This is a genomic window from Faecalicatena orotica (genome assembly GCF_905197545.1).
Lineage (GTDB): Bacteria > Bacillota > Clostridia > Lachnospirales > Lachnospiraceae > Faecalicatena_A > Faecalicatena_A orotica.
The window spans coordinates 224,251-248,294 of record NZ_CAJJZH010000003.1; the positions used below are offsets into that span (position 1 = coordinate 224,251).

21 protein-coding genes are annotated in these 24,044 nt (G+C 47.7%); 16 read left to right on the top strand and 5 right to left on the bottom strand.

Annotation, left to right across the window (positions count from 1 at the left end; genetic code table 11):
* Positions 1-15 precede the first annotated feature (15 nt).
* Genes ABIN22_RS07820 through ABIN22_RS07830 form a run of 3 tightly spaced genes read left to right on the top strand, consistent with a single transcriptional unit; the run spans position 16 to position 3,506 of the window.
* Positions 16-705, top strand: coding sequence for a hypothetical protein (locus ABIN22_RS07820; protein ID WP_346907768.1), 690 nt, complete (start codon positions 16-18; stop codon positions 703-705).
* A gap of 47 nt (positions 706-752) precedes the next feature.
* Positions 753-2,438 (top strand): GspE/PulE family protein, encoded by a 1,686-nt coding sequence (locus ABIN22_RS07825; RefSeq protein ID WP_346907770.1) that lies wholly within the window; start codon positions 753-755, stop codon positions 2,436-2,438.
* Between the two features lie 18 nt (positions 2,439-2,456).
* Positions 2,457-3,506, top strand: a complete 1,050-nt coding sequence (locus ABIN22_RS07830; RefSeq protein ID WP_346907772.1) for a type IV pilus twitching motility protein PilT — start codon at positions 2,457-2,459, stop codon at positions 3,504-3,506.
* 109 nt (positions 3,507-3,615) lie between these two features.
* Here the strand turns inward: ABIN22_RS07830 and ABIN22_RS07835 are convergent, their stop codons facing one another.
* Positions 3,616-4,467 (bottom strand): prepilin-type N-terminal cleavage/methylation domain-containing protein, encoded by an 852-nt coding sequence (locus tag ABIN22_RS07835; RefSeq protein ID WP_243099325.1) that lies wholly within the window; start codon positions 4,465-4,467, stop codon positions 3,616-3,618.
* Between the two features lie 307 nt (positions 4,468-4,774).
* On the opposite strand from ABIN22_RS07835, the gene ABIN22_RS07840 reads away from it, so the two are divergent.
* The 11 genes from ABIN22_RS07840 (at position 4,775) to ABIN22_RS07890 (ending at position 19,150) form a co-directional block, all read left to right on the top strand.
* Positions 4,775-5,518, top strand: a complete 744-nt coding sequence (locus ABIN22_RS07840) for a P-loop NTPase family protein (RefSeq protein WP_509909730.1) — start codon at positions 4,775-4,777, stop codon at positions 5,516-5,518.
* 180 nt (positions 5,519-5,698) lie between these two features.
* The gene (locus ABIN22_RS07845; protein WP_109732064.1) at positions 5,699-6,409 is read left to right on the top strand and encodes an ABC transporter ATP-binding protein; all 711 of its coding nucleotides are present in this window, start codon (positions 5,699-5,701) and stop codon (positions 6,407-6,409) included.
* Positions 6,410-7,987, top strand: coding sequence for a putative ABC exporter domain-containing protein (locus tag ABIN22_RS07850; protein ID WP_346907774.1), 1,578 nt, complete (start codon positions 6,410-6,412; stop codon positions 7,985-7,987).
* Between the two features lie 36 nt (positions 7,988-8,023).
* Positions 8,024-8,500 (top strand): methylglyoxal synthase, encoded by a 477-nt coding sequence (locus tag ABIN22_RS07855; RefSeq protein WP_118620851.1) that lies wholly within the window; start codon positions 8,024-8,026, stop codon positions 8,498-8,500.
* A gap of 266 nt (positions 8,501-8,766) precedes the next feature.
* Complete coding sequence (locus ABIN22_RS07860; RefSeq protein ID WP_109732067.1) at positions 8,767-10,299, top strand: sodium:solute symporter family transporter; 1,533 nt, start codon at positions 8,767-8,769, stop codon at positions 10,297-10,299.
* 201 nt (positions 10,300-10,500) lie between these two features.
* Positions 10,501-11,871 (top strand): sodium-dependent transporter, encoded by a 1,371-nt coding sequence (locus tag ABIN22_RS07865; RefSeq protein ID WP_118620850.1) that lies wholly within the window; start codon positions 10,501-10,503, stop codon positions 11,869-11,871.
* A 529-nt stretch (positions 11,872-12,400) separates the two neighbouring features.
* The gene (locus ABIN22_RS07870) at positions 12,401-14,128 is read left to right on the top strand and encodes an NAD(P)/FAD-dependent oxidoreductase (RefSeq protein WP_346907777.1); all 1,728 of its coding nucleotides are present in this window, start codon (positions 12,401-12,403) and stop codon (positions 14,126-14,128) included.
* The gene (locus ABIN22_RS07875) at positions 14,125-15,420 is read left to right on the top strand and encodes an NAD(P)/FAD-dependent oxidoreductase (RefSeq protein ID WP_346907778.1); all 1,296 of its coding nucleotides are present in this window, start codon (positions 14,125-14,127) and stop codon (positions 15,418-15,420) included. The genes ABIN22_RS07870 and ABIN22_RS07875 overlap by 4 nt, the downstream gene beginning before the upstream one ends.
* Entirely contained in the window at positions 15,417-15,797 is a 381-nt protein-coding gene (locus ABIN22_RS07880) for a DUF1667 domain-containing protein (protein ID WP_346907780.1), read from the top strand. Before ABIN22_RS07875 ends, ABIN22_RS07880 begins: the two co-directional genes overlap by 4 nt.
* Positions 15,798-15,835: 38 nt before the next feature.
* Positions 15,836-17,578 (top strand): FAD-binding oxidoreductase, encoded by a 1,743-nt coding sequence (locus ABIN22_RS07885; protein ID WP_109732072.1) that lies wholly within the window; start codon positions 15,836-15,838, stop codon positions 17,576-17,578.
* Positions 17,579-17,587: 9 nt separating this feature from the next.
* Positions 17,588-19,150, top strand: a complete 1,563-nt coding sequence (locus ABIN22_RS07890) for an FGGY-family carbohydrate kinase (RefSeq protein WP_346907783.1) — start codon at positions 17,588-17,590, stop codon at positions 19,148-19,150.
* Here the strand turns inward: ABIN22_RS07890 and ABIN22_RS07895 are convergent.
* Entirely contained in the window at positions 19,135-19,608 is a 474-nt protein-coding gene (locus ABIN22_RS07895) for an RrF2 family transcriptional regulator (RefSeq protein ID WP_346907785.1), read from the bottom strand. The genes ABIN22_RS07890 and ABIN22_RS07895 overlap by 16 nt on opposite strands.
* A 306-nt stretch (positions 19,609-19,914) precedes the next feature.
* Here ABIN22_RS07895 and ABIN22_RS07900 point away from each other — a divergent pair, with 306 nt between their 5' ends.
* On the top strand, positions 19,915-21,018 hold the full coding sequence (locus tag ABIN22_RS07900) for a radical SAM/SPASM domain-containing protein (RefSeq protein WP_346907787.1): 1,104 nt from the start codon (positions 19,915-19,917) through the stop codon (positions 21,016-21,018).
* 15 nt (positions 21,019-21,033) lie between these two features.
* Entirely contained in the window at positions 21,034-21,657 is a 624-nt protein-coding gene (locus ABIN22_RS07905; protein WP_346907789.1) for a TetR/AcrR family transcriptional regulator, read from the top strand.
* Here the strand turns inward: ABIN22_RS07905 and ABIN22_RS07910 are convergent.
* The 3 genes from ABIN22_RS07910 to ABIN22_RS07920 form a co-directional block, all read right to left on the bottom strand.
* Complete coding sequence (locus ABIN22_RS07910; protein ID WP_109732078.1) at positions 21,654-21,986, bottom strand: hypothetical protein; 333 nt, start codon at positions 21,984-21,986, stop codon at positions 21,654-21,656. The two genes, ABIN22_RS07905 and ABIN22_RS07910, sit on opposite strands and share 4 nt — an antisense overlap.
* Positions 21,987-22,037: 51 nt before the next feature.
* Positions 22,038-23,303, bottom strand: a complete 1,266-nt coding sequence (locus ABIN22_RS07915; RefSeq protein WP_346907791.1) for a Y-family DNA polymerase — start codon at positions 23,301-23,303, stop codon at positions 22,038-22,040.
* 61 nt (positions 23,304-23,364) lie between these two features.
* Positions 23,365-24,027: a DUF3298 and DUF4163 domain-containing protein gene (locus ABIN22_RS07920; protein WP_346907793.1), complete on the bottom strand. Its 663-nt coding sequence runs from the start codon at positions 24,025-24,027 to the stop codon at positions 23,365-23,367.
* Positions 24,028-24,044: the final 17 nt, after the last annotated feature.

A 24,044-nucleotide genomic window follows, 5' to 3' on the forward strand; every position in this document is an offset into this window, starting at 1 on the left:
GGGAAGGAGTAGGCTATGACATTTACAATCACAGAAAGAGATAAGAAGCTGCTCAGTATACTTGCGGTAGTTCTGATAGCCGCATTGTTTATCAAGTTCCTGATCATTCCGCAGCTGGAGGCGAAGTCTGACCTTGCGTCAGAGAGCATTGAAGTGGATACACAGGCGATGGAGATGAAGCTTGCAATTGATACGAAAGGGACTCTGGAAGAGAAACTGAAAGATGCAGACGAAGAATTTGTACAGAGGGTGGCCGATTATTACCCGATGATGCAGTCCTATGAGATAGAAGCACTGATTACGAAAATGATACTGAATAACGGGATGGAATCCCGGGATCTGGAAGTCAGCAGTAAGTCTTATGTGGCTGAGGTGAATCCGTATTTTGCATCAACAATGGGACTGGAAATGGCAATGACTGCCGAAGGCGGGGAGGGTGCCGGCAGCACGGACTCTGGTTCGTCAGATGGCGCGCAGTCTGTGGAGCAGACGCAGTCGACGGTATATGCTTCTCAGGTGAATGTGACCGTTACAGGGACACTTAAGCAGGCAAAGCACCTGATTGATGTTGTAAATCAGGAATATCCGTCTGTGCGTATCCAGACATTTCATATAGACTCAGAGGCTGCCGAGACTACAGAAGGAGCAGCTGTGGATATGACTACATTGGACCTGGGACTGGAAGTCTACATGTGTGAGAAATAATGACCGGGTGATTTAATATAGGAAAGAAAATCAGGAAAGTAGGGCAGATGATGAAAAATATTCCGATTGGTAAAGTTTTGCAGGAGTATGGTTACATAACAGAAGAACAGGTACAGGAGGCGCTTGCTTATCAGAAGGAACATAAAGACCGGCGTCTGGGAGAAATTCTGATTAGTCTGGGCTATGTTCAGGAGGAACAGGTTCTTGTGGCGCTGGGGGAAAGGCTTCAGCTGGATGTGATTGATCTGTCCCGGTACTCAGTGGATGTGGAAGCTGTCTCAAAGATTCCCCGCCAGCTGGCAATGAAATATCATATTTTAGCCATTGCCATAAGCGGCAATAATCTTACAGTGATCGTGAATGATCCGCTGAACTTCTATGCTCTGGAGGATATTCGTCAGTTGACCGGTATGCATCTGGATATCAAGCTGTCCAAACTGGCTCCGCTTATGAAATCGCTGGAATATTATTATACAGAGGTTTCCGCGAAGCAGGCGGCAAAACAGGCAAATCAAAGCTCTGATGAGAATCTGGATGAACTGGAACTGTCTGATTATGATATCGACGGTGACATGGACAGCGAAGCGCCTACCATCCGCCTTTTGAACACATTAATCATAAGGGCCTATAATATCAATGCAAGTGATATCCATATTGAACCATTCGAAGACAAGACGGTGGTCCGCATGCGTGTGGACGGTACAATTACTGAATATGTCACCCTGAAACGTACCTTGCAGGCATCCATCATTGCCCGTATTAAGATTATGGGGGGAATGGATATTGCTGAAAAACGTGTTCCGCAGGATGGACATTTTAAGATTAAACTGGAAAATGAAAATGTAAACATCCGTGTATCTGTGATCCCGACTGTATTTGGTGAGAAAGCCGTTTTAAGACTTTTGAGCGGCAATACAAAGATACTTCATAATGATACGTTTGGCATGAACGAACATGATTATGAACAGTTCGCACCACTATTAAATTCCCCTAATGGAATCCTTTATCTGACCGGGCCTACCGGTTCGGGAAAAACAACAACGCTATATATGATTCTGGCATATTTATCAAAGCGGAGCGTGAATATCTCCACGATCGAGGACCCTGTGGAGAAGAATATGCCGAAATTAAACCAGATGCAGGTAAATAACACGGCTGGCCTTACATTCGAGGTAGGACTCAGGGCACTGCTGCGGCAGGATCCGGACATTATCATGGTAGGGGAAACAAGAGATTCTGAGACGGCATCTATTTCTGTCAGGGCCGCCATAACAGGCCATCTTGTACTTTCTACGCTCCATACGAATAACGCGGTTTCTTCTATTGTACGTTTGATCGATATGGGAATCGAACCATACATGATTGCAAATTCACTCGTCGGGGTTGTTGCACAGAGACTGATGCGGCGTGTATGCCCGGACTGTGGGAAAGTGGTAGAAACGACAGCAGCAGACAGGGCTGTGCTGGGTGAAGATGTGATGTATGTAAAGCAGGCGTGCGGCTGTGAAAAATGCAATAATACTGGCTATGTCGGACGAATTGCTATTCATGAGATCGCGGTAATTACAAAAGAGATACGCCGCATGATTACCACAGGGGCAAGCATGGAGGAGATGGAAGATTATCTGATTCAGAATCAGGATATGCACACGCTGAAGGAACAGGGGGTTAACCTTGTACGGGAAGGCGTAACTACAATGGAAGAATTATGGAAAGTAGCTTATTATGCATAGATTTATTTGGAGGTGGGTATGAATACAATTGCTCAGATCATAGAAACTGCAAGGGAGAAAGGTGCCTCGGATATTCATATATCAGAGGGACTGCCGCTTCGGTTCCGCATACAGGGAAGGCTCATGAAGATGGAAGAAGACACTCAGCCGGAAGAAACACGGCTGGCAATCCTGTCTGTCTTATCGGAACACAACAGGACGCTGTTCGAAAAAGGGGAGGATATTGATATTGCCATCCAGACAGAAGACGGCAACAGACAGCGTGTCAATATTTTTCGCCAGCAGGGAAAGGTGGCGGCTACAATCAGGCTGCTGAACAATCATATCCCTACATTGGAAGAACTGAAGCTCCCGGATGTCCTCCGGCAGCTTGCCAGGCAGCCGAGGGGGCTTGTACTGGTGACAGGGCCGACCGGAAGCGGTAAATCTACCACACTTGCGGCCATGATTAATTATATCAATGAGAGACGGGCAGAACATATCGTTACGATAGAGGACCCGATAGAATATGTATACAAAGAGAATCAGTCGATTATCCACCAGAGAGAAGTCGGCATAGATACGAAAGGATTTGCTCCTGCCCTGCGCTCCGTACTACGTGAAGACCCGGACGTAATTCTTGTAGGGGAGATGAGGGACTATGAGACCATCTCAGCAGCACTGACAGCGGCCGAGACAGGCCATCTGGTCATGTCTACACTGCACACAACCGGGGCGGCCCAGACAATAGACCGTATTATTGATGCATGCCCCTCCGAGAGCCAGAACCAGATACGGACACAGCTTTCCGCCATATTAAACGGTGTCGTGACACAGTGCCTGATACCAACGCAGGACCAGCAAAGGAGAGTTGCTGCAACAGAAGTCCTGATCGGGACGGACGCAGTCTGCAACCTGATCCGGGAAAACAAATGCCACCAGCTCAATACGGTCATGCAGTCCGGGGCGGCACACGGGATGCATACACTGAATACGGACCTCGCAAGACTTGTGCGGACAGGGATTATTACGAAAGAAAATGCCAAGAAGTACACGAATGATGTGCATGACCTGACGCAGTATCTGTAGCAGAGTTTTTCACTGATATCATTATTGTAATCTAATATAAAAAAATTATCCCGGAAGCATATAAATAACTATAATATGCATTCCGGGATTTTTGAATTTGAAGGCGGTATTAATTAGCAGGAACAAAACCAAGGTCTTTAATATGCTGTGTAATTCCTTCCGAAGTCTGTGGCACAGTGTGCATATCGCTCATTCCTATAGGTGCATTTTCAGAACCTTCAGGCAATACATAGACGACACCTTCAAAGTAAATCATATATGCTTTCCAGCTATTTTGAATATTACTAAGATTCCCGCTGCCATCATTAGGTGTTGCAAGTAAAAGTGTAGATGTAGAGCCTTGTAAACCAGTTTTATTGTTGGCTATATAATATGGCTGCCAATAGAGGGATGTATTGGTATAACGGTCAGGGATTAAGGTGGAATCTACAGAAGGAAGTAAGCCATATTTTTCTATTAGCAGGCGGGTTAAAGTTTCCCTTCCAGCGTATTTATTACTATTAGGAGATGATAACCAATCCACAGTAAAATCCTGATAACTTTTTATAAATTTTTCGAGATTACTTAATATATCGCCGGTCTGGTCATCAGTAATCACATATTTCACATCCTCATCTTTTCTATACAGAACACACAGCTTATTTTCTGCAAGATAGGTAAGTGTTGTGATCTTACGCGTCTTTTCATCGAAATCAGCACCTATAATCTTCCCATCTACCCCGACTTCTTTTAAAATCTCTTCGGTATTGGGCTTCAGTGTACTGTCATTCTTTGCGTATATATCCATATAGGCGCTCTGTGTAGCAGCCACAATCAATCTGCATTCCGAGATTGCTTCTTTTTCCTTCTGCCTGTTGAGGTACCCAGAGAAGGCCGGTACGGAAACAGCCACAAGGATTCCAAGTATTACCAGAACAACAATTAATTCAATTAAGGTAAAACCCGAGGTATGTTTCTTCATCTTTTTCAATAGACTTTCCTCCTGAGAACTACTGATTTTATTGTAGAGGTTTTTGAAATAAAAAGCAATATAGAATCAGACGATCTCAGAGAAATGTATCTTTTTGTATCTTTTTGCAGCGATTTATATGTGATTTAAATACAGAAGTGACGCGGAAATGGAATGATACTTAAGCAAATACCGGAACCAGTTTTCCGTCATTCATATTTCTTTTAATGACATTTCGAGAAAATGCACTTCCTATGAGGAGTATATTGGACGGATAGAAAGATGGCTGGTAGAAGATTTGAGGGCGGAATATCCCAGTTTGAAAACAGATGAAGAAGAGGATGTTATTGATATTCTGCTTAGTATTTACAGAAAAGATCCTTCCGTACGTTTTATCTTTGTATTGGACGAATGGGATTATATTTTCCATCAGGATTTTGTGACAGAGGAAGATAAGAAAGAATATCTGCTGTTCTTACGAAGCCTGCTAAAAGACAGGCCCTATGTGCTTATGGCATATATGACGGGCATCCTTCCTATCGCGAAGTATTCGAGCGGTTCAGAACTGAATATGTTCATGGAATACACGATGATAACGGAAGAGCGGTTCAGCGAGACTTTTGGCTTTACGGAAACAGAAGTGGATAAGCTTTACGCAAAGTATCAGGCATTAGAGAAAAGAGAAAGGGTAACAAGAAAGAACCTGAAAAACTGGTATGATGGCTACCATACCTATGGGGGAGAGCGGGTTTATAACCCACGCTCAGTCGTCCTCTCGTTGCAGAATAATAATCTGGGGAATTATTGGACCAGTGCCGGGCCTTATGATGAGATTTACTATTACATCGAACATAATGTAGATGATGTCCGGGATGACCTGGTTCTTATGGTATCCGGTGTTTCCATACCGGCCAAAATTCAGGAGTATGCGGCCACTTCCATGAACCTGCAGACAAAGGACGAGATTTTTTCAGCTATGGTTGTTTATGGTTTCCTGAGTTATGAAAATGGGAAGGTCTGCATCCCGAATAAGGAGCTGATGGAAGTAATTGCAGCTATGTAGCATAAAAAATAATTTGAACCAGAATGCCCCGAAAGTATATGCAACAATGAGTCATATGCTTCCGGGGTGTTTTTAATACAGTATTGACAAGATTTTGAATTACATGTATTATTGTATTAAATGAATAATACAAAAAGTATCAGGGAATGTAGTTTTTATTACATATGCAGGAGGGGAATCATGCTGGAAATACAGGAGTTAAGTAAATCATATGGAAAGTATCTGGCAGTTGACAGGGTTAGTTTTTTTATCCCGGACGGTCAGGTCGGGGTTTTGTTAGGGCCTAATGGGGCGGGAAAGTCTACCATTATTAAGAGTATAGCGGGGCTTTTGCGCTACACGGGGCGAATCGGTATTCAGGGGATTGATGCAAAGAAGCTGGATGCGAAGCGGCTCTTTGCCTATGTGCCGGAGATTCCGTCCATGTTCGAGGCACTGACTGTCAGAGAGCATATTGAGTATGTGCGCAGAGCCTATGACAGCACTGTCACGGATGAGGAGATTGAGGCTCTGCTGAAACGCTTTGATCTGGATGATAAACAGGATAAGCTTGGCAATGAGCTGTCGAAAGGTATGATGCAGAAAGTCAGCATCTGTTGTGCACTTTCAATTAAGCCGAAAGTGATTCTTCTGGACGAACCTATGGTGGGTCTTGATCCAAAAGCGATTAAGGAGCTAAAGGAAGTTGTCATTGAGCTGAAGAACCAGGGAGTGACCGTGCTGATCAGTACGCATATGCTGGAGATGGTGGAGGAGCTCTGGGATGTTATGTTTGTTATGGAGAAGAGTCATATTATCGGTTCCTATCATAAGTCAGAAGTAGGCGAGAAGGATCTGGACGACCTGTTCTTTGAGATGACAGGCGGATGGGAAACGGGCGGTGATGAATAGATGAGAGCGCTTTTATATGTAACGAAGAGGACCTTTATAAATAATATGAAGAAGGCGCTGAGAAAGCCGGTATCTTTACTTCTGATTATCGGGGGCTTCGTGTATGCAGTTTTTGTTGCAGTGATGCTGGGCAACCTTGTGAATATCATACATTTTGATTCTGTAAAAGGGCTGATTGTCATCATAACAATCTGGACGCTTTATATCTTCCTTGCCAATTTTGCATCATATGCTTCCAGAAAAGGGGTTATTTTCAAACCTTCACATGCACACTTTGTCTTTACGGCGCCGGTAAATCCAAAGCTGATTCTGCTTCACAGTGCATGGATGAATTATCTTGTTTCGATAATCGTCAGTGTTCTGTTTTTCATCGGGGGACTGGCTGTATTCGGGGTGGAACTGTGGAAGATGGTTCTGTTTTTCCTTGTAGAATGTGTTGTGGAAATTATGTTTGAAATCAGTATTATGATACTGATGTATACGAATGACAGGATTCCGGAAAAAGCGAAGATCTGGATCGGCAGAGGCATTAAGGTATTTCTGATTGGAGTTGCCGTTTTTATTGTTCTTTATTTTAAGAAATATGGAGTGTCTGTTGAGAGTGCATCGGCGTTTATTGACTGGCCGGGGCTTCAGATGATACCGGTGGCCGGCTGGAATATTTCTGTCTACCGTCTGATCCTTCTGGGACCGGATACACTGAATGTGATCTGTACCGTTTTATACCTTTTAACGGCAGCGGGTGCGCTGCTGGCGGCTTGCAGGATGAAATGTGACGGCGGGTATTATGAAGATGCAGCAAAGTTCGCAGATGACTATGCAGAGATGAGAAGACGCAAGGTCAATGGCGAGATGGTGATGAGTATCGGTGAGAAGAAAAAGAAGTTCCGCCGGGTCAATGAATCTTTCCGTGCAACAGGTGCAAAAGCGATTTTTTACAGGCAGCTGCTGGAGTACAAGAAGGAAAAGTATTTCATTTTCTCTAAAATGACGGTGATGTGCCTTGCCATCGCAATCCTGTTATCCAGAGTGATGCGGGCGAGTGTGATGAAATCAGGCATGCCTGCAATGTATCTAATGGGGATCATTCTTTATATGACGCTGGTCCTGTCAGGGTATGTTGGAAAATGGGAGAATGAGCTTAAGAGTCCTTATCTCTTCCTGATTCCGGACAGCCCGGTTAAAAAACTCTGGTATGCGACGCTGATGGAGCATATTAAAGCGCTGGTGGACGGCTGTATTTTCTGCATCCCGCTCGGTGTGGCATGGAAAATCAGCCCTGTGCAGATCGTACTTGCAATATTGACATATGCTGTCCTTCAGGCAAACAGGATGTACACGATGGTAATATCGCAGTGTCTGTTGGGAGAATCCCTCGGAAAGACGGGGCAGGGGATCGTCAGGGCACTGATCCAGATGACGATTCTGGGAATCGGTGCGGCAATTTCCGTAGTAGCAGGACTGGTAATTAGTATAGATTTGGTCTTTCCAATTATTCTCATTTATAGTATGATAGTAACAGTAGCCATAGGCCTGCTGGCATCCATACGTTTTCATTCTATGGAACAGCTGGTATAATTAAAAAGGGCTGACAGAATAATGGAGGTAGTACATATGCTGGAAGACAATTACGTAACTTTGGAAATTGGCAAGGCAAAGCATATCGCGCTGGTCGCACATGACGGCAAGAAAAAAGAGCTGGTAGACTGGTGTGATAAGAATAAAGAGATTTTAAAAGGGCACTTTTTATGCGGGACGGGTACAACTGCAAAATTGATTGCGGAGAGAACCGGACTTCCGGTCAGGGGATACTGCAGCGGACCTCTTGGCGGTGACCAGCAGATCGGTGCAAAGATTGTAGAAGGACAGATTGATTTCATGATCTTTCTCTGGGACCCTCTGGAAGCACAGCCTCACGACCCGGATGTAAAGGCGCTGCTTAGAATCGCAGTTGTCTATGACATTCCGATTGCAAACAATCTGGCGACAGCAGATTTTATGCTGAATTCAAAGTTCATGAATGAGCCTTACTGCAGACAGATTGAGAATTTTAACAAGACAATTCATGACAGAGTCGAGAAGATGAAATAATGATTTATTATCAGGAATCCCCTGTAGTATGAAGAAACAGATTCATATTACAGGGGATTTTGCATGTCTGTATGTACCCAGAGAGAGAACGGTAACGATAGGCAGTAATAATTTTGTATTCGCACCATTTTTCGATTGACACAGGGATATGTCCCGTGGTACTATACCAATAGTGCTTTAATACTTTAAAGCGTAACGCTTTAAAGCAAATTAGCAAGGGCAGAGGCATCATAAAAAGGAAAGCATATGAGAGATGAGGAAGAGAGATGGGCGTTAAGTTAATTTTACTGATTGTATTTTTTGCTGTAATGGTAGGTGTGGGCTTCTATGCAAGAAGACACACGAGAAGTGTAGATGGTTTTGTGCTGGGCGGGCGTTCTGTTGGACCGTGGCTGACGGCATTCGCATATGGAACCTCTTATTTTTCAGCGGTTGTATTTGTAGGGTACGCCGGGCAGTTCGGATGGAAATACGGAATTGCATCCACATGGATCGGCATTGGAAACGCGGTGATCGGAAGCCTTCTGGCATGGGTAGTGCTGGGACGGAGGACAAAGGTTATGACCCAGCACCTGCGTTCGAAGACGATGCCGGATTTTTTCGGGGAACGCTATGACTGCAAGGCATTGAAAATCACGGCTTCTGTGATTGTATTTATTTTCCTGATTCCTTACACGGCTTCTGTATACAACGGATTATCCAGACTGTTCGGGATGGCGTTCCATATTCCATACACAGCCTGTGTAGTTGTTATGGCACTATTTACGGCGGTCTATGTTATACTTGGCGGTTACATGGCAACGGCTATCAACGATTTCATTCAGGGAATCATTATGCTGGTAGGAATTGTTGTAGTTATCGGTGCGGTACTGAGCGGAAAAGGGGGATTCCTTCAGGCAATCCAGACAATGGCGCAGATACCGAGTGATGTGGCAGTGACTTCCGGACAGCCGGGAGCTTTTACTTCCTTCTTCGGCCCTGACCCGCTGAACCTTTTGGGGGTTGTAATCCTGACCTCTCTGGGAACGTGGGGGCTGCCGCAGATGATCAATAAGTTTTATGCAATTAAGGATGAGAAGGCGATCAACACAGGGACAGTCATTTCCACTTTGTTTGCAGTCGTAGTTGCAGGAGGTTCTTATTTCCTCGGCGGTTTCGGAAGACTCTTCGATGACCCGGCCATCTATGACCAGACAACAGGCTCAGTAATCTATGACAGTATTATTCCGTTTATGCTTTCGAGCCTGCCGGACATCTTAATCGGCATCGTAGTCGTACTTGTTTTATCGGCATCTATGTCCACACTGTCTTCACTTGTTCTGACGTCCAGCTCTACAATGACTCTGGACCTGCTGAAGGATAATGTGATGAAGAATATGAGTGAGAAGAAACAGGTCATTACCATGCAGCTGCTGATTGTATTTTTCATCGTAATTTCTGTTGTGATTGCGCTGAATCCGCCGACCTTTATCGCACAGCTCATGGGGATCTCATGGGGGGCGCTGGCCGGGGCATTTCTGGCTCCATTCCTCTACGGACTGTACTGGAAAGGTGTGACACGCGCCGCTGTATGGGCAAGTTTTATCGCAGGAGTGGGAATTACTGTTTCAAATATGTTTATCGGATACATTGCTTCACCGATCAACGCGGGAGCGATCGCCATGATAGCCGGACTGGTTATTGTGCCTGTGGTAAGTCTTGTGACCCCGAAGGTGAAAAAAGAGAAGGTGGATGAGATCTTCACGTGCTACGATGAAAAGGTCACAATTACAAAGAAGCGCTCGCTGGAGGCAAACTAAGGAAAGCGAAACGGTTTATACATAAGGATATGATCAGGCCCCGGGCATTTTGCCCGGGGCCTTTAGCTGTAGGGAGCACATAAAGCCGCCGGAATTGCTTGACAGGAAAATGGCAATGTCTTAAGATAAACCTTGTTGGCCAAATTTGTTTATAATAACCGGCCAGATTTTTAAACGATAAAAGAGAGGATCTAAAGAGATATGAAGAGAGAAAAATTTGGTTCCAGACTGGGGTTCATCCTGATTTCGGCAGGATGTGCCATCGGACTTGGAAATGTATGGCGGTTCCCTTATATCACAGGGGTATACGGGGGCGCGGCTTTTGTGCTGATTTACCTGTTCTTCCTTGCAATACTCGGGCTTCCAATTATGATTATGGAGTTCTCTGTAGGCAGGGCGAGTCAGGTGAGTGCGGCTCTGTCATTTGACAGGCTGGAGCCTGCGGGGACAAAGTGGCACTGGTATAAATACGGTGCGATGGCAGGAAATTATCTCCTGATGATGTTCTATACGACCATTGGGGGCTGGATGCTGTTATACTTTGTAAAGATGGCGGGCGGTAAATTTGAAGGCCTGAATGCAGATGAGATCGCAGGGGAGTTTGGTTCACTTACCGCACAGCCGGTGCTTATGACGGTCTGCATGGTAATTGTTGTTGCGCTTTGCTTCGCAATCTGCAGCATAGGACTCCAGAAGGGTGTTGAGAAGATTACAAAAGTGATGATGCTGATTCTGCTTGTACTTATGGTGATACTTGCAGTCCGCTCCGCGACGCTGACGGGGGCTTCTGAAGGGCTTCGCTTCTATCTTTACCCTGATTTTTCCAAGGTAAAAGATGCCGGTATCATGAATGTTGTGTTTGCAGCGATGGGACAGGCCTTCTTCACATTGAGTCTGGGAATCGGTGCAATTGCTATTTTCGGGAGCTATATTGACAAGAAACGCACACTGACTGGAGAGGCGGTCTGTGTCACTGTGTTAGACACATGTGTGGCACTCGTGGCAGGAATGATCATTTTCCCGGCCTGCTTTGCATTCGGAGTCAATCCCGACAGCGGACCGAGTCTGATCTTCATTACACTGCCGAATATTTTCAACTCCATGAGCGGTGGCAGAATCTGGGGAACCCTGTTTTTCCTGTGTATGTTCTTCGCGGCGGCATCCACGATCATTGCCGTATTTGAAAATATTATATCCTTTGCTATGGACCTGACTGGATGCAGCCGTAAGAAAGCAGTACTTATCAATCTGGCTGCAATCATCATCCTATCACTTCCATGCATCTTAGGATTCAACATATGGAGCGGATTCTCACCACTGGGAGAGGGCAAAAACATCCTGGATCTGGAAGACTTCTTCGTAAGCAACAACCTCCTCCCAATCGGAAGCCTGATCTACCTCCTCTTCTGCACAAGCAAAATCGGATGGGGATGGAAAAACTTCCAAAAAGAAGCCAATACCGGAGAAGGCCTCAAATTCCCCCAATGGGCAAGAATATACGTCTCCTGCGTACTGCCAGTAATCGTACTCTTCATCTTCATACAAGGTTACTGGTCCATGTTCCACAAATAGGCTGGGTTAAAGAAGTACATTTAAAAAATGTATCTTTTGACCGGAAATCCCCACCCCGGACGATCTTCACGTCCCACTGGATGAACGAAGCCTGCTGAAAGTCAGGCGGAAAGGCCCCTGCAAGCTGTGTGGCCTGTTCAAATGCATAGAATGCACGTTAGAACCACTTATGTCAAAAACGGCCCTCCAAAGGGAGAAAATCTGTTTTCCAAAACAGATTTTCAGACCACCTGCGCCGTCCAATCATCAAGATTGGACGGCAAATGTGGTCGGTGCCCTGCTGGAGGGCCGTTTTTGGCATTAGTGGTTCTTCGTAAATGAAAAGCATGCGAACAGGCCACACAGCTTGCAGGGGCCTTTCCGCCTGATTTTCAGCAGGCGTACCATTCAATCATTCAGAAATATAAAGATCGTACACTAATTTCCAATTATGGGTGGAAATGTCTGATAACTTATCGTATAATATGCATATGGTTTGAATGTTGGAAAAATAGAATCATTATGTCTTTTAGAAGAAAGAAGGGATTCCATGAATGTAAATGTGCTTCAAAAGAAGCTTCATAAGCATTTTGGAGAGAGTGTTTCGGTCCGGATAGAGAACCGCTGCATTATTGTGTCAGGGCATCTGGACAGCTGGGATAAAATTGTTGCGGCATGCAGCATGTGTGTGAATAAGAAGTCGGGTATGCATGTTGTGAATGATATCAGACTGGACGGGGTGACGATACCAGAGATGCGGATACCGGACGTAAAGGATGATTCTCTTGATAAGAAGAAGCCGGATGTCCTGATCATTGGAGGCGGGATCTCGGGAGCGAGCATTGCGAGGGAACTTTCCAAATGGAAGCTGGATATCCTGCTCGTGGATAAGGAGGCAGATCTTGCAGTGCAGGCGTCAGGCCGCAATGACGGGGAAGTGCATCCGGGAGTCGACCTGAACCGGGGCAGCTTAAAGCAGCATTATGTGCTGAAAGGCAACCGGATGTTCGGCAGAGTCTGCAAGGAGCTCAGTGTTCCCTTTGACCGGTGTGGGCAGTATGTGGGATTTACCGGAAAATGGATGTATCCCCTCATATGGGCTTACGTCTGGCAGCGCAGGCATATCTGTAAGGTGAAGGATACACGGATTCTGAAGCGGGATGAACTGTTTAGGAGGGAGCCGAACCTGAACCCAGAGTTTCAGTTTGCCATATTCAACCCGTCAGCGGGCTGTGTATGTCCTTACGGACTGACAATTGCTTATGGGGAAAATGCGGTGGAGAATGGAGCAAAAGTATCGTTGAATACGGCGGTGCTTGGCATGGAAGTGAAGAACGCAAAGATCCGTTCCGTGACGACGAACCGGGGGACGGTCTATCCGAAGATCGTGATCAATGCGGCCGGAGTGTTCGCGGAGGATGTGGCAAAGATGGCGGGAGACCGCTTTTATTCGATACATCCGAGAAAAGGTACCAATTCTATTCTGGATAAAAAGTCGGGCAGTCTTGTAAAGGGGATTGCATCGATCAAGACACTGAATCAAAATACGAAGCATACAAAAGGCGGAGGCATCCTGCATACGGTTCACGATAATCTGCTTGTCGGTCCGAATGCGGTGGAAACGTATGAGAAAGAAAACTTTGCCACAGAGCAGGGCAGTATTGATGCCGTTTTTGAGAAGCAGAAGCTGACGGCTGGGGCACTGAGCGAAAGAGATATCATTACATATTTTACAGGTGTCAGGCCGGCTACCTTTGAAGAGGACTTTGTGATTGAAAAGGGCAGGAGGACAAAGAACTTAATCCACTGTGCGGGAATCCAGTCGCCGGGACTTACCACGGCACCGGCGGTTGCCCTCGATATTGAGAAGATGGTGGTCAAAGAACTTTCAAAGAGCAGAAAAGTGGAGAGAAACCGGGATTTCCAGCCGGTCAGGAAGGCAGCACCGGTATTGAACCGGCTTTCCGATGAAGAACGGAACCGGCTCATACAGGAAAACCCGGATTACGGGGAGATTGTGTGCCGCTGTGAGGAAATCAGCAAGGGAGAGATACTGGATGCGCTGAAGTCCCCGATTCCTGTGTCGACGATAGATGGGATCAAGAAAAGGGTGCGACCCGGGATGGGCAGATGCCAAGGTGGTTTCTGTATGCCCCTCGTAACGAAGATTATCAGTGAATATGAGCAGATTCCTGCGGAAAAGGTGCGAAAGGCCGGGGCCGGGTCGGAAATTCTGCTTCGTGAGACAAAGCCCGGAAAAGGGGAGGCGGTATCGTGAAAACATATGATGTCATTGTAATAGGCGGCGGGCCGGCAGGTCTTGCAGCGGCAGTGTCTGCGGACAAGAAAGGAGCATCGGTTTTCCTGATCGAGCGTGAGGCCAGACTCGGAGGGATTCTCAAGCAGTGTATCCATGACGGGTTCGGGCTGATACGTTTCGGTGAAAAGCTCTCGGGGCCGGAATATGTAGAGCGGTTTATCAAGGAGTTCAGGGAGCGGGAAATCGATCATAGCCTGCTGACTTTTGTTACGGAAATGAAGCATACAGACGGCGGTTTTGTGCTGAAAGCCGTGAACCGCCGCGGCGTTCAGGAATATTGCGCGAAGGCGCTCGTACTCGCTACCGGGTGCAGGGAGCGGACGGCAAAACAGGTCCAGATCCACGGAACCAGACCGGCCGGGATCATGACTGCTGGGACGGCACAGCATTTTGTGAACCTGCAGGGGAAAATGCCTGCCGGTAAGTGTGTGATTCTCGGAAGCGGGGACATTGGCCTGATCATGGCGAGAAGGCTTACGCTGGAGGGCGCAGAGGTATTGGGGGTCTATGAGGTAAAGCCGACGCCTTCCGGCCTGACAAGGAATATTGTACAGTGTCTGGACGATTATGGGATTCCTCTTCATTTGTCACACACAGTAACGAGGGTCTTTGGGGAACAGAGACTTACCGCCGTGGAAGTGGCGGAAGTGGATTCAAACATGAAGCCTGTGGAGGCCACGAAAAAAAGGGTCGCATGCGACTCATTAATTCTCTCGGTGGGGCTTATACCGGAAAATGAAATGGCGGAAAAGCTGGGTGTACGGCTGGACGCCAGAACGAAGGGACCTGTCTGCGACAATCGATTTATGACAGAGACGGAAGGAGTTTTTTCGTGCGGGAATGCACTGCATGTGAATGACCTGGTGGATTATGTATCCGAAAGCGGGGAACTGGCAGGCGCAGCGGCAGCAGAATTCACACGGCGGGGGGCAGATACGGTTACAAAGCAGGGAAAAAACAGCAGGGCAGTTTCTGTAGAATTAAAGCCGGATACATCCTTACAGTACCTTGTCCCGCAGAAGCTGACACTGTCGGATGAACTGAAACAGGTGGTGTTCTATTTCCGCAGCAGGGAAGTACTAAGCGCGGGAACGCTTGTATTTCTGCTGAACGGGAAGGAGATCTTCCATAAAAAGTACAGGAACTTAAAACCGCCGGAAATGGAACGGCTGGAACTGGACTTAAGCACATTTAAAATTGAGAAAGACAGCCGGATTGAGATTGCGATCCGAAAGGAGGGAGACATTTGAGAGAGCTGACCTGTATTGTCTGCCCCAACGGGTGCAGTTTGAAAGTAGAGGAGAGGGATGGCGTGTGGGAAGTCAGCGGGAACCAGTGTAAACGAGGGGAAGCATTTGCAGTGGAGGAAATGACCCATCCCATGCGGACGATCTGTTCCACGGTCCGTACTGTATTTCCCGGGGTTTCGGTGATTCCGGTGAGGGTGTCTGCGGAGATACCAAAGGAACGGATATTTGACGTGATGAACCAGATCAATCAGGTGACGGTTGACCGGATATGTGGAACAGGGGAGCCTGTCATCGAAAATGTCCTCGGACTGGGCGTGGATGTGATTGTAACAAGTGATATATTAAAAGAGTATGAGAACGCAGAAAGTGTTTCTTAGAAGTACAGCAATGGATGTCAGAAGGGAGAAGATGAATTATGAGCAATAAACCGTATAAAGATTTTGAACCGAAATGGGTGAAAACACCTGCACCGAAAGATAGCTACCGGTCTATTTTCCGCTGGGGGGACCCGGAGTATGTGAAATACCCGAAGGAATCCTTATATAAGATGATGAAGGAAAAATTCAATATGACAGACGAGGATTTCAGGTCCTATGACGGCGATATCGGGATGGACCCGGTGAAGCTGGATGCACCGTGCAATCTTGCCCCGGAGCATATTGAGGCATTGAAAAAGATTGTCGGGGATGAGTTTGTTACGACAGAGGATTATCCGAGACTCGCTGTTGCTTACGGCAAGACGGGGTATGATGCGGCCAGACTCCGCCAGCGGATCATCGAGAATCTGCCGGATGTGGTTGTATATCCGGGAACGACGAAACAGATCGAAGAAATCGTGGCGTACAGTACAAAACACGGCATCCCTCTTTATGTATACGGCGGGGGAAGCAGTGTGACGCGCGGTGTGGAACCGGTAAAGGGCGGGATTTCCCTGGATATGAGGAAACGGTATAATAAGATCGTTTCTTTTAATGAAACCGACCAGACAATTACTGTACAGAGTGGCATGTCGGGTCCAAAACTGGAGCGTGCCCTGAACCATGCACCGCAGCTTATGGGGGCAAAAAGGGCCTACACCTGCGGCCATTTCCCGCAGTCCTTTGAATATAGCAGTGTGGGAGGCTGGGTCGTAACGAGGGGAGCCGGACAGAACAGCACCTATTACGGCTGTATCACGGATATTGTTATGTCACAGAAGTATGCCACCCCGATTGGTAATATCCAGACCAGCCATTACCCGAGGGAGGCGACCGGCCCGAATCTGAACCAGATTATGATGGGGAGTGAAGGAACCTTTGGTGTACTTACAGAGGTGACACTAAAAGTATTCCGCTATATGCCGCAGAACAGGCAGAGGTTTTCCTATATTTTTAAAGACTGGAAGACCGCGCAGGAGGCGGCACGTGAGATGATGCAGTGTGAAGCGGGATTTTCTTCCGTATTCCGCCTGTCTGACCCGGAGGAAACGGACCTGATGCTGCGTCTTTATAATGTGGATGAAACTCCGCTGTGGAAGCTTCTTGATGCAAGAGGATACCGGGATATGGAGAGATGCCTGTTCCTTGGTTTCACGGACGGGGAGAAAGGATTTTCTGAAAATGTGGCTCGCAATATCCGCAGGATTGCCAAAGAATACGGAGGCATGAGCCTGACCTCATTTGTGACAAAGAGCTGGGAAAAAGGGCGTTTCACAGACCCGTATCTGAGAGATACCCTTCTGGACTTTGGAATTATGACCGATACTCTTGAGTGTTCCGTGAACTGGTCCAACATGGGCAAGGTACACGAGGAGGTGCGTAAGGTCTGCCATGCACTGCCGAATACGATTGTCACGACGCATATGTCACACTGCTATCCGCAGGGTGCAAACCTGTACTTCATTTTTATCACAAGGATGGATGATGCGGAGGAATTTAGGAAATATCACAGCACTATTCTGGATGCAATCCAGAAGTCCGGGGCGGCGCTGAGCCATCACCACGGCATCGGCAAAATGTTCGCACCGTGGCTGGAGGGGCAGATCGGCAGAACGGAATACGGCATGATCCGTGCCCTGAAAAATTATTTTGACCCGGGATATAACATGAATCCGGGCGGTACGCTGGGACTGGACCTGAAGGAAGAGGAAAAACGGTTTTTGAGAGAGGACATTCAGTGAGGAATTGCCATGAAAGAGGTCGAAGAAAGGATTGTCCTGACATTTGATGTGGGGACACAGAGCTCCCGTGCCTTATTAATCAATAACCGGGGAGACATACTGGGGAAAGGACAGAAAAAACATGATCCGCCGTATTTCTCAAAAGATGCGGACCAGGCGGAGCAGGATGCCTTGTTTTACTACAGGAATATCTGTGAGGCGGCTCAGGAGTTAAAGTCGTCGGCTGAAGACGGGCTGTGGGACAGGATTGAGGCTGTCTCCGTCACGACGATCAGGGATACGGTCATCTGCGTGGATGAGAACGGAATTCCATTACGTCCCGCAATTATCTGGCTGGACAAACGGAAAGCAGACGGGGCCCCGAAGTTTTCCCAAGTAACGCGTATGATGCTGAAGGCAGTCGGAATGGAAGAGACTGCGAAAATGCAGTTCCAGAAGGCGCACTGCAACTGGATTATGCAGAAAGAGCCTGATATCTGGAAGAGAACCTATAAATATCTGCTGTTAAGCGGATTTCTGACGTTCAAGCTGACAGGGAATATGGCGGATGCGGCGGCCAGCCTGGTCGGAAGGCTGCCGATCGACTGCCAGAGCCGGGGGTGGCAGAACAAAGGCGCCCTGACCCGGCCGGTGTTTGATGTGGAGCCGGATAAACTCTGTGAGGTGAAGGAATCCGGTGAGCTTCTGGGGAAGATTACCAGACAGGCGGCAGAGGATACCGGGTTAAAAGTGGGCCTTCCAGTCCTTGCCTCAGGTGCCGATAAAGCGTGTGAGATTCTGGGGCTGGGCTGTACGTCGAAGGAGAAGGCGGCAATCGGATTCGGAACGACCGCCACGATTACATTTAATATAGAGCGGTATCTGGAGCCGGAGCGGTTTATCCCGCCATATCCATCCGTTATACCGGGATTTTTCAACCCGGAGATCGAGATTTTCAGAGGGTACTGGCTGATATCATGGTTTAAAAAGGAGTTTGCGGAAAAAGAGGTGGAGCAGGCAAAGCTGCAGGGGACATCGGCCGAGGAACTGCTGAATAAGCGCTTAAAAGAGATTCCGGCAGGCTGCGACGGGCTTTTGTTCCAGCCGTATTTTACCCCGAATGTTACGATGCCGTCGGCGAGAGGGGCGATCATCGGATTTTCGGACCAGCATACCAGAATCCATATTTACCGGGCGATTATCGAGGGAATCAACTTTGCACTTATCGAAGGAATGAAGCTTTTAGAAAAGCGCTCCGGCCATGCATTCGAGGAGATCCGGCTTGCCGGGGGCGGCTCGCAGAGCGATGAGATATGCCAGATTACGGCGGATATGTTCGGGATACCCGTAAAGAGAACGGTTACCCATGAGGCCACCGGAATCGGGAGCGCAATGGCGGCCTTTGTGGGCCTGGGAGTATTTCAGAACTATCAGGAGGCACAGGAGGCGATGGTGCATCTGAAGGATACATTCGAACCTGATATGGGCCAGCACCAGATTTATTATGAACTATACCAAGATGTTTTTCAGAACATATATGGAAAACTGGCCCCGTTATATGCAAAGCTGCATGATATTTACCATCGTGACTGATGAAAGAGCAGATCCTGTGCACTGTTTTGGGTGTGCACAGGATCTTTTTTCTTTTTCAGATATTCTTCCACATCAGCAATTGTGATTGTATTCAGATAGTCACTGCACATCTCATTTAATTTTCCGTATAAAGAGTCCATAAAATCTGACATTCCTGACGCGATCATACATTCGTTGTCCCTGTCCCCGCTGTGCCACGACGAGTCTGCAAACTGCACGTCCAGAGCCCTGCTGATATCACCCAGAGTCACTGTTTTGGATTTGTAATAAGCGTAGCCTCCGTTTGCCCGGCCCTCGTGTGTCTCTGCCAGTCCGGCCTTTTTCAACTTCGCCATAACACGCCGTACCCGCACCGGGTTTGTACAGATATTCTGTGCGAGTACTTCACTGGAGATGGTCCCGGTTTTATGGTGGAGAAAAACCATAGCATGTACGGCTACGATAAATTCACTGTTCATGGTGTCCCCTCACTTTCTGTAATATATGCCTGTGATCAGGATTGCTGGATACCTGCAGGAAAATGTTTTACTGCAACTTAAAATATTACAGTTTATACTGTAATAATAGCAGTAACAGTTTAAAATGTCAAGGAGAACCCGGACAGCATCTGCGATTTATTAAGGTTTTAATAGATTTTTCTCTTGACAGGCTAGTAACCACTAGCTATACTGTGTATATAAGCTAGTGATTACTAGCCTGATACTATTTGGTGGAGACAGTGAATAAGATGCATGGTCATCGAATATCACAGAAAGAAGGCGGATATGCAGTCATTTCAATTAGAAGAGTATTTAAGCAGGGGTACGGACCGCATTATAAAAGGGATTCTGAAGGCCTCTTTGAGTAATCCGGGGGAAAGTGCATTTATGATGCAGTATTCGAAAGCAGCGAAGGAGGCCAGAGAACTGCGCAGGGAAGCGGAGGCGCGGGGAGAACATATTCCGCCTTTTTTGATTGCGAGTATTACCAGCCAGTGCAACCTGCACTGTAAAGGATGCTATGCAAGGGCGAATGAGTCATGCGGGGAGTTTGAACGGAACGGACAGCTTGACAAAGAGCAGTGGGGAGATATTTTTTCGCAGGCGGAGGAACTTGGAATCGGATTCATACTGCTCGCGGGCGGGGAACCCCTTGTCAGGCGGGATGTGGTTGAGACGGCGGCCCGGCACAAGCGGATACTGTTTCCTGTATTTACGAACGGGACGCTTATGGATCAGGATTATGTAAAGCTTTTTTCAGGTCACAGGAACCTGATTCCGGTTTTCAGCATGGAAGGGAATCAGCAGAGGACGGATGACAGAAGAGGGGCAGGGGTATACCATACATTACTGGGGACGATGGAATGCATGAGGGAAAAGGGGATTCTGTTCGGAACCTCGATTACGGTGACGAAGGAAAATCTGGACGAAGTGACTTCGGATGAATTTACATGCCGGCTGGCAGGGGCGGGATGTAAGGCGGTGGTTTATGTGGAGTATGTGCCGGCGGATCCAAAGACACAGGGGCTTGCGCCGGATGAAGAAGACCGTATCAGGATGGAACAAAGGCTCATGAAGCTGCGGGAGAAAAAACAGGCGATGCTTTATATTTCGTTCCCCGGGGATGAGAAGGCATCCGGTGGGTGTCTGGCAGCAGGAAGGGGATTTTTCCATATCAATGCAGATGGAGGTGCGGAGCCCTGCCCGTTCTCACCGTTTTCCGATACCAGCCTGAAAGAAACCAGACTGCGTGAGGCATTGAAGTCCCGGCTGTTCGTGAAGCTGCGGGATGGAGAACTCCTGACAGGGGAACATAGTGGGGGATGCGTGTTGTTTGGGCAGGAAAAGGCGGTAAGGGCGCTGGTATCCGAATCAGAGAGGGATGCGTAACAGAGAGGATTACATATGACGACAAAGGAACTGATTATAGAAAAGGCACTGACCCTGTTTGCGGAGAACGGGTATCAGGGGACCAGTGTGAAGAATATTGCGGATGCGGTCGGGATTAAGGACAGTTCGCTTTATAAACATTTTAAAAGCAAGAAGGAAATCTTTGACACAATTGTGCAGGAGATGTCCTCGCGCATGGAGCAGATGTCACTGGGGTATGGTCTGCCGGATGAGGACGGGATGGAGTCTGCAGCTGCCTTATACGGAGCTCTGACACTCGGGGCCCTGCTTGACCTGAGTAAGAAGATTTTCCTGTTTTACCTGAAGGATGAGTTTGCCGCCCGTTTCCGCAGGATGCTGACCATCGAACAGTACCGGGACAGAGAAATCTATGAGGTATACAGGCAGATTTTCATGGAGGCAGGCATCACATATCAGGCAGCGCTGTTCGAAGAAATGTGCCGGCAGGGGATATTCAGGAGCAGTTCCCCGGAGATAATGGCACTTCATTTTTATGCACCGATTTTCTTCCTGCTGAACAAGTATGACCAGGAGCCTGAAAAGAAAGAGGAGGCGCTGAACGTACTCGAGGCACATGTGAGGGAGTTCGCACGTGTTTACCGGCAGAATCAGGATTAGCCGTTAAAGAAACTCTGTGATTTCCAGAGCACGGTCCATTTCTGGTGCTCTACATAATATAGTAAATGAAAGATATATTTGCGGGAGTTTACTACGGCATCGCATTCGTATTCCAGAGTAGGGATGCCGCAGTAATTCTTTTTTTCAAAAGTACGGACATGCAGGTTTGACAGGGTGCGGATGTGGCCATCTGCATCCTGAAATTTTATCATCTTAGGAATGGCCGTCCCTGTGCTTGTATACCAGACCCCGCACGCGACGGGCTCCTGATGTCCCTTGATTTTACCTGCATCCGGTGAATGGACGTTGATGCCAATGCCCATACCCATGATGATACACCTCCTTATCTGATCTGTCTTTTTATCTGTATCCGGCGTAATCTACTCGATCAACAGGCGGGAGTAGTCCACGCTGCGTTTTTCGCGGGAGACCCCTCCTTCCATATGATCGAGGGGCACATCGAGAAACGCGGCCCGCCTGACGGAATCAATCCCGTATCTTTTCCGGATAGAATCAATCGTCCTGTCTAATTGTTCCAGTTTCGCATAATCTGTCGTATCAAACAGACTCATCTGCCTGAGCGTGCCCCCCTCATGAAGCCGGCCGGTATGGATTCCGAGATGCCGGATCGGTGTTTTTTGATCCCAGAGCTGGTCAAAGAGCCGGCAGGCGCAGCGGTAGAGTTCGGTTGTAATATTCGTCGGACTCTTCAGAATCATCTGATGGCTGGCATAGCTTAAGTCATAACTCTTGATGCCGACCGACATTAATTCGGCCTGCACGTCATCTTCCCGCAGTCTCGTCCCGACTGTTTCTGCCAGACCGAGGAGCACGAGGCGGGCTGTATCGGCATCCTCTACATCGAAGGCGATCGTTGTGGAATTGCCGTACCCTTTCTGGGGAGGCGGCGCAGGCTCCACGGGGGAGCTGTCGAGGCCGTTGGCAAAGGCCCAGATGGTCTTCCCGTGCTTTTTTAAGTGGAGGGAGAGAAGATCAGGGTCACTTTGTGCAAGCTCGCCGATCGTATGGATTCCGAGGCGAAACAGCTTTGCGGTGGTTGCCCTTCCAGCAAAAAAGAGGTCTGACACAGGCAGGGGCCACATTTTATCCGGGATTTCTTCGGGGAAGAGTGTGTGCACTCTGTCGGGTTTCTTCATTTCACTGGCCATCTTTGCGAGCAGCTTATTACAGGAAATCCCGATATTGACCGTGAAGCCGAGTTCATTTCTGATGCGGGACTGGATATGCAGTGCCGTATCAAGCGGAGTGCCGAAGAGACTGACCGTTTCCGTCATGTCCATAAACGCCTCATCGATGCTGTACTGTTCCACAGTGGGTGTGTATTCCCTCAAAATTTTCATAAAGGCATCGGAGCATTTCTGATACAGCCCGTAATTGGGCGGCGCCATGTAAAGGGCGGGATATTTCTGCCGGGCCTCCAGAATAGTCTCTCCCGTGCGGATGCCGTATTGTTTGGCCGGGATGCTTTTCGCAAGGATGATGCCGTGCCTTGCGGCCGCATCTCCGGAAATGGCAGAGGGAATCGTGCGCAGGTCCAGCGTACCGCCCAGATGGTGGATGCGGTAGGCGGCCTCCCAGGAAAGATAGGCACTGTTTACATCGACGTGATAGATGACTGGCTGCATGGCATTGCACCCCCCTTTTACCGTTTGCGTGCTTTAAACTGATTATATCAGAACGTATGTTCTATACACAAGTGGGAAAGTTTTCCTGAAAGGGGATGGAAAACGTTGGTATTCCAGTGGAATAGGGGGCAATATCATACTGCTGGTAATAGATAACAATCCCATTGTCATCCAGATAATAATTTTCCGGATGGAAGTTTTTCCGAAGCAGGACCGCGTAATCGTCGAAATAAGAGGACGGGGTCTCTTTTTGGCGTCCGGATATCTGGGATTCGATCTCCTGAAAAATTGTTTCGGTAAAAGAAGGATCGGAGGGAAAAAACTGTTCCAGCGTAAGTCTGGTACAGGTCTTAAAGTTCCATGTATCGGACAGGCGCGTTGTGGATCCGTGTGCGCCGCCCAGATACTCGTACCTGTCGGTGTACAGGCTGACGATGCAGTCCCGGTTACAGGTGGTCTGGTACTCGGACAGGAACTGGTAACTATTAAAAGGTGGCTGGTTATCAGGGATATATTTTGCATTATCCGCGGCCTGTGGAAACAGGATTGTGCGGCAGTACTCCTCTGTTTTACGTGCATACTGAGAATAATACTGATTGATCGTCCTCGCTGCTGCAATGTTGTATGTGGTGTGGAAACAGGGATAGCTGATTTTGTATTGAAAGACGGGGATACCTCGTGAATACATGGTGCGCTGGCATATGTTTGTGGATATGGTCTGCATGGCGGCCTCTTTCGATG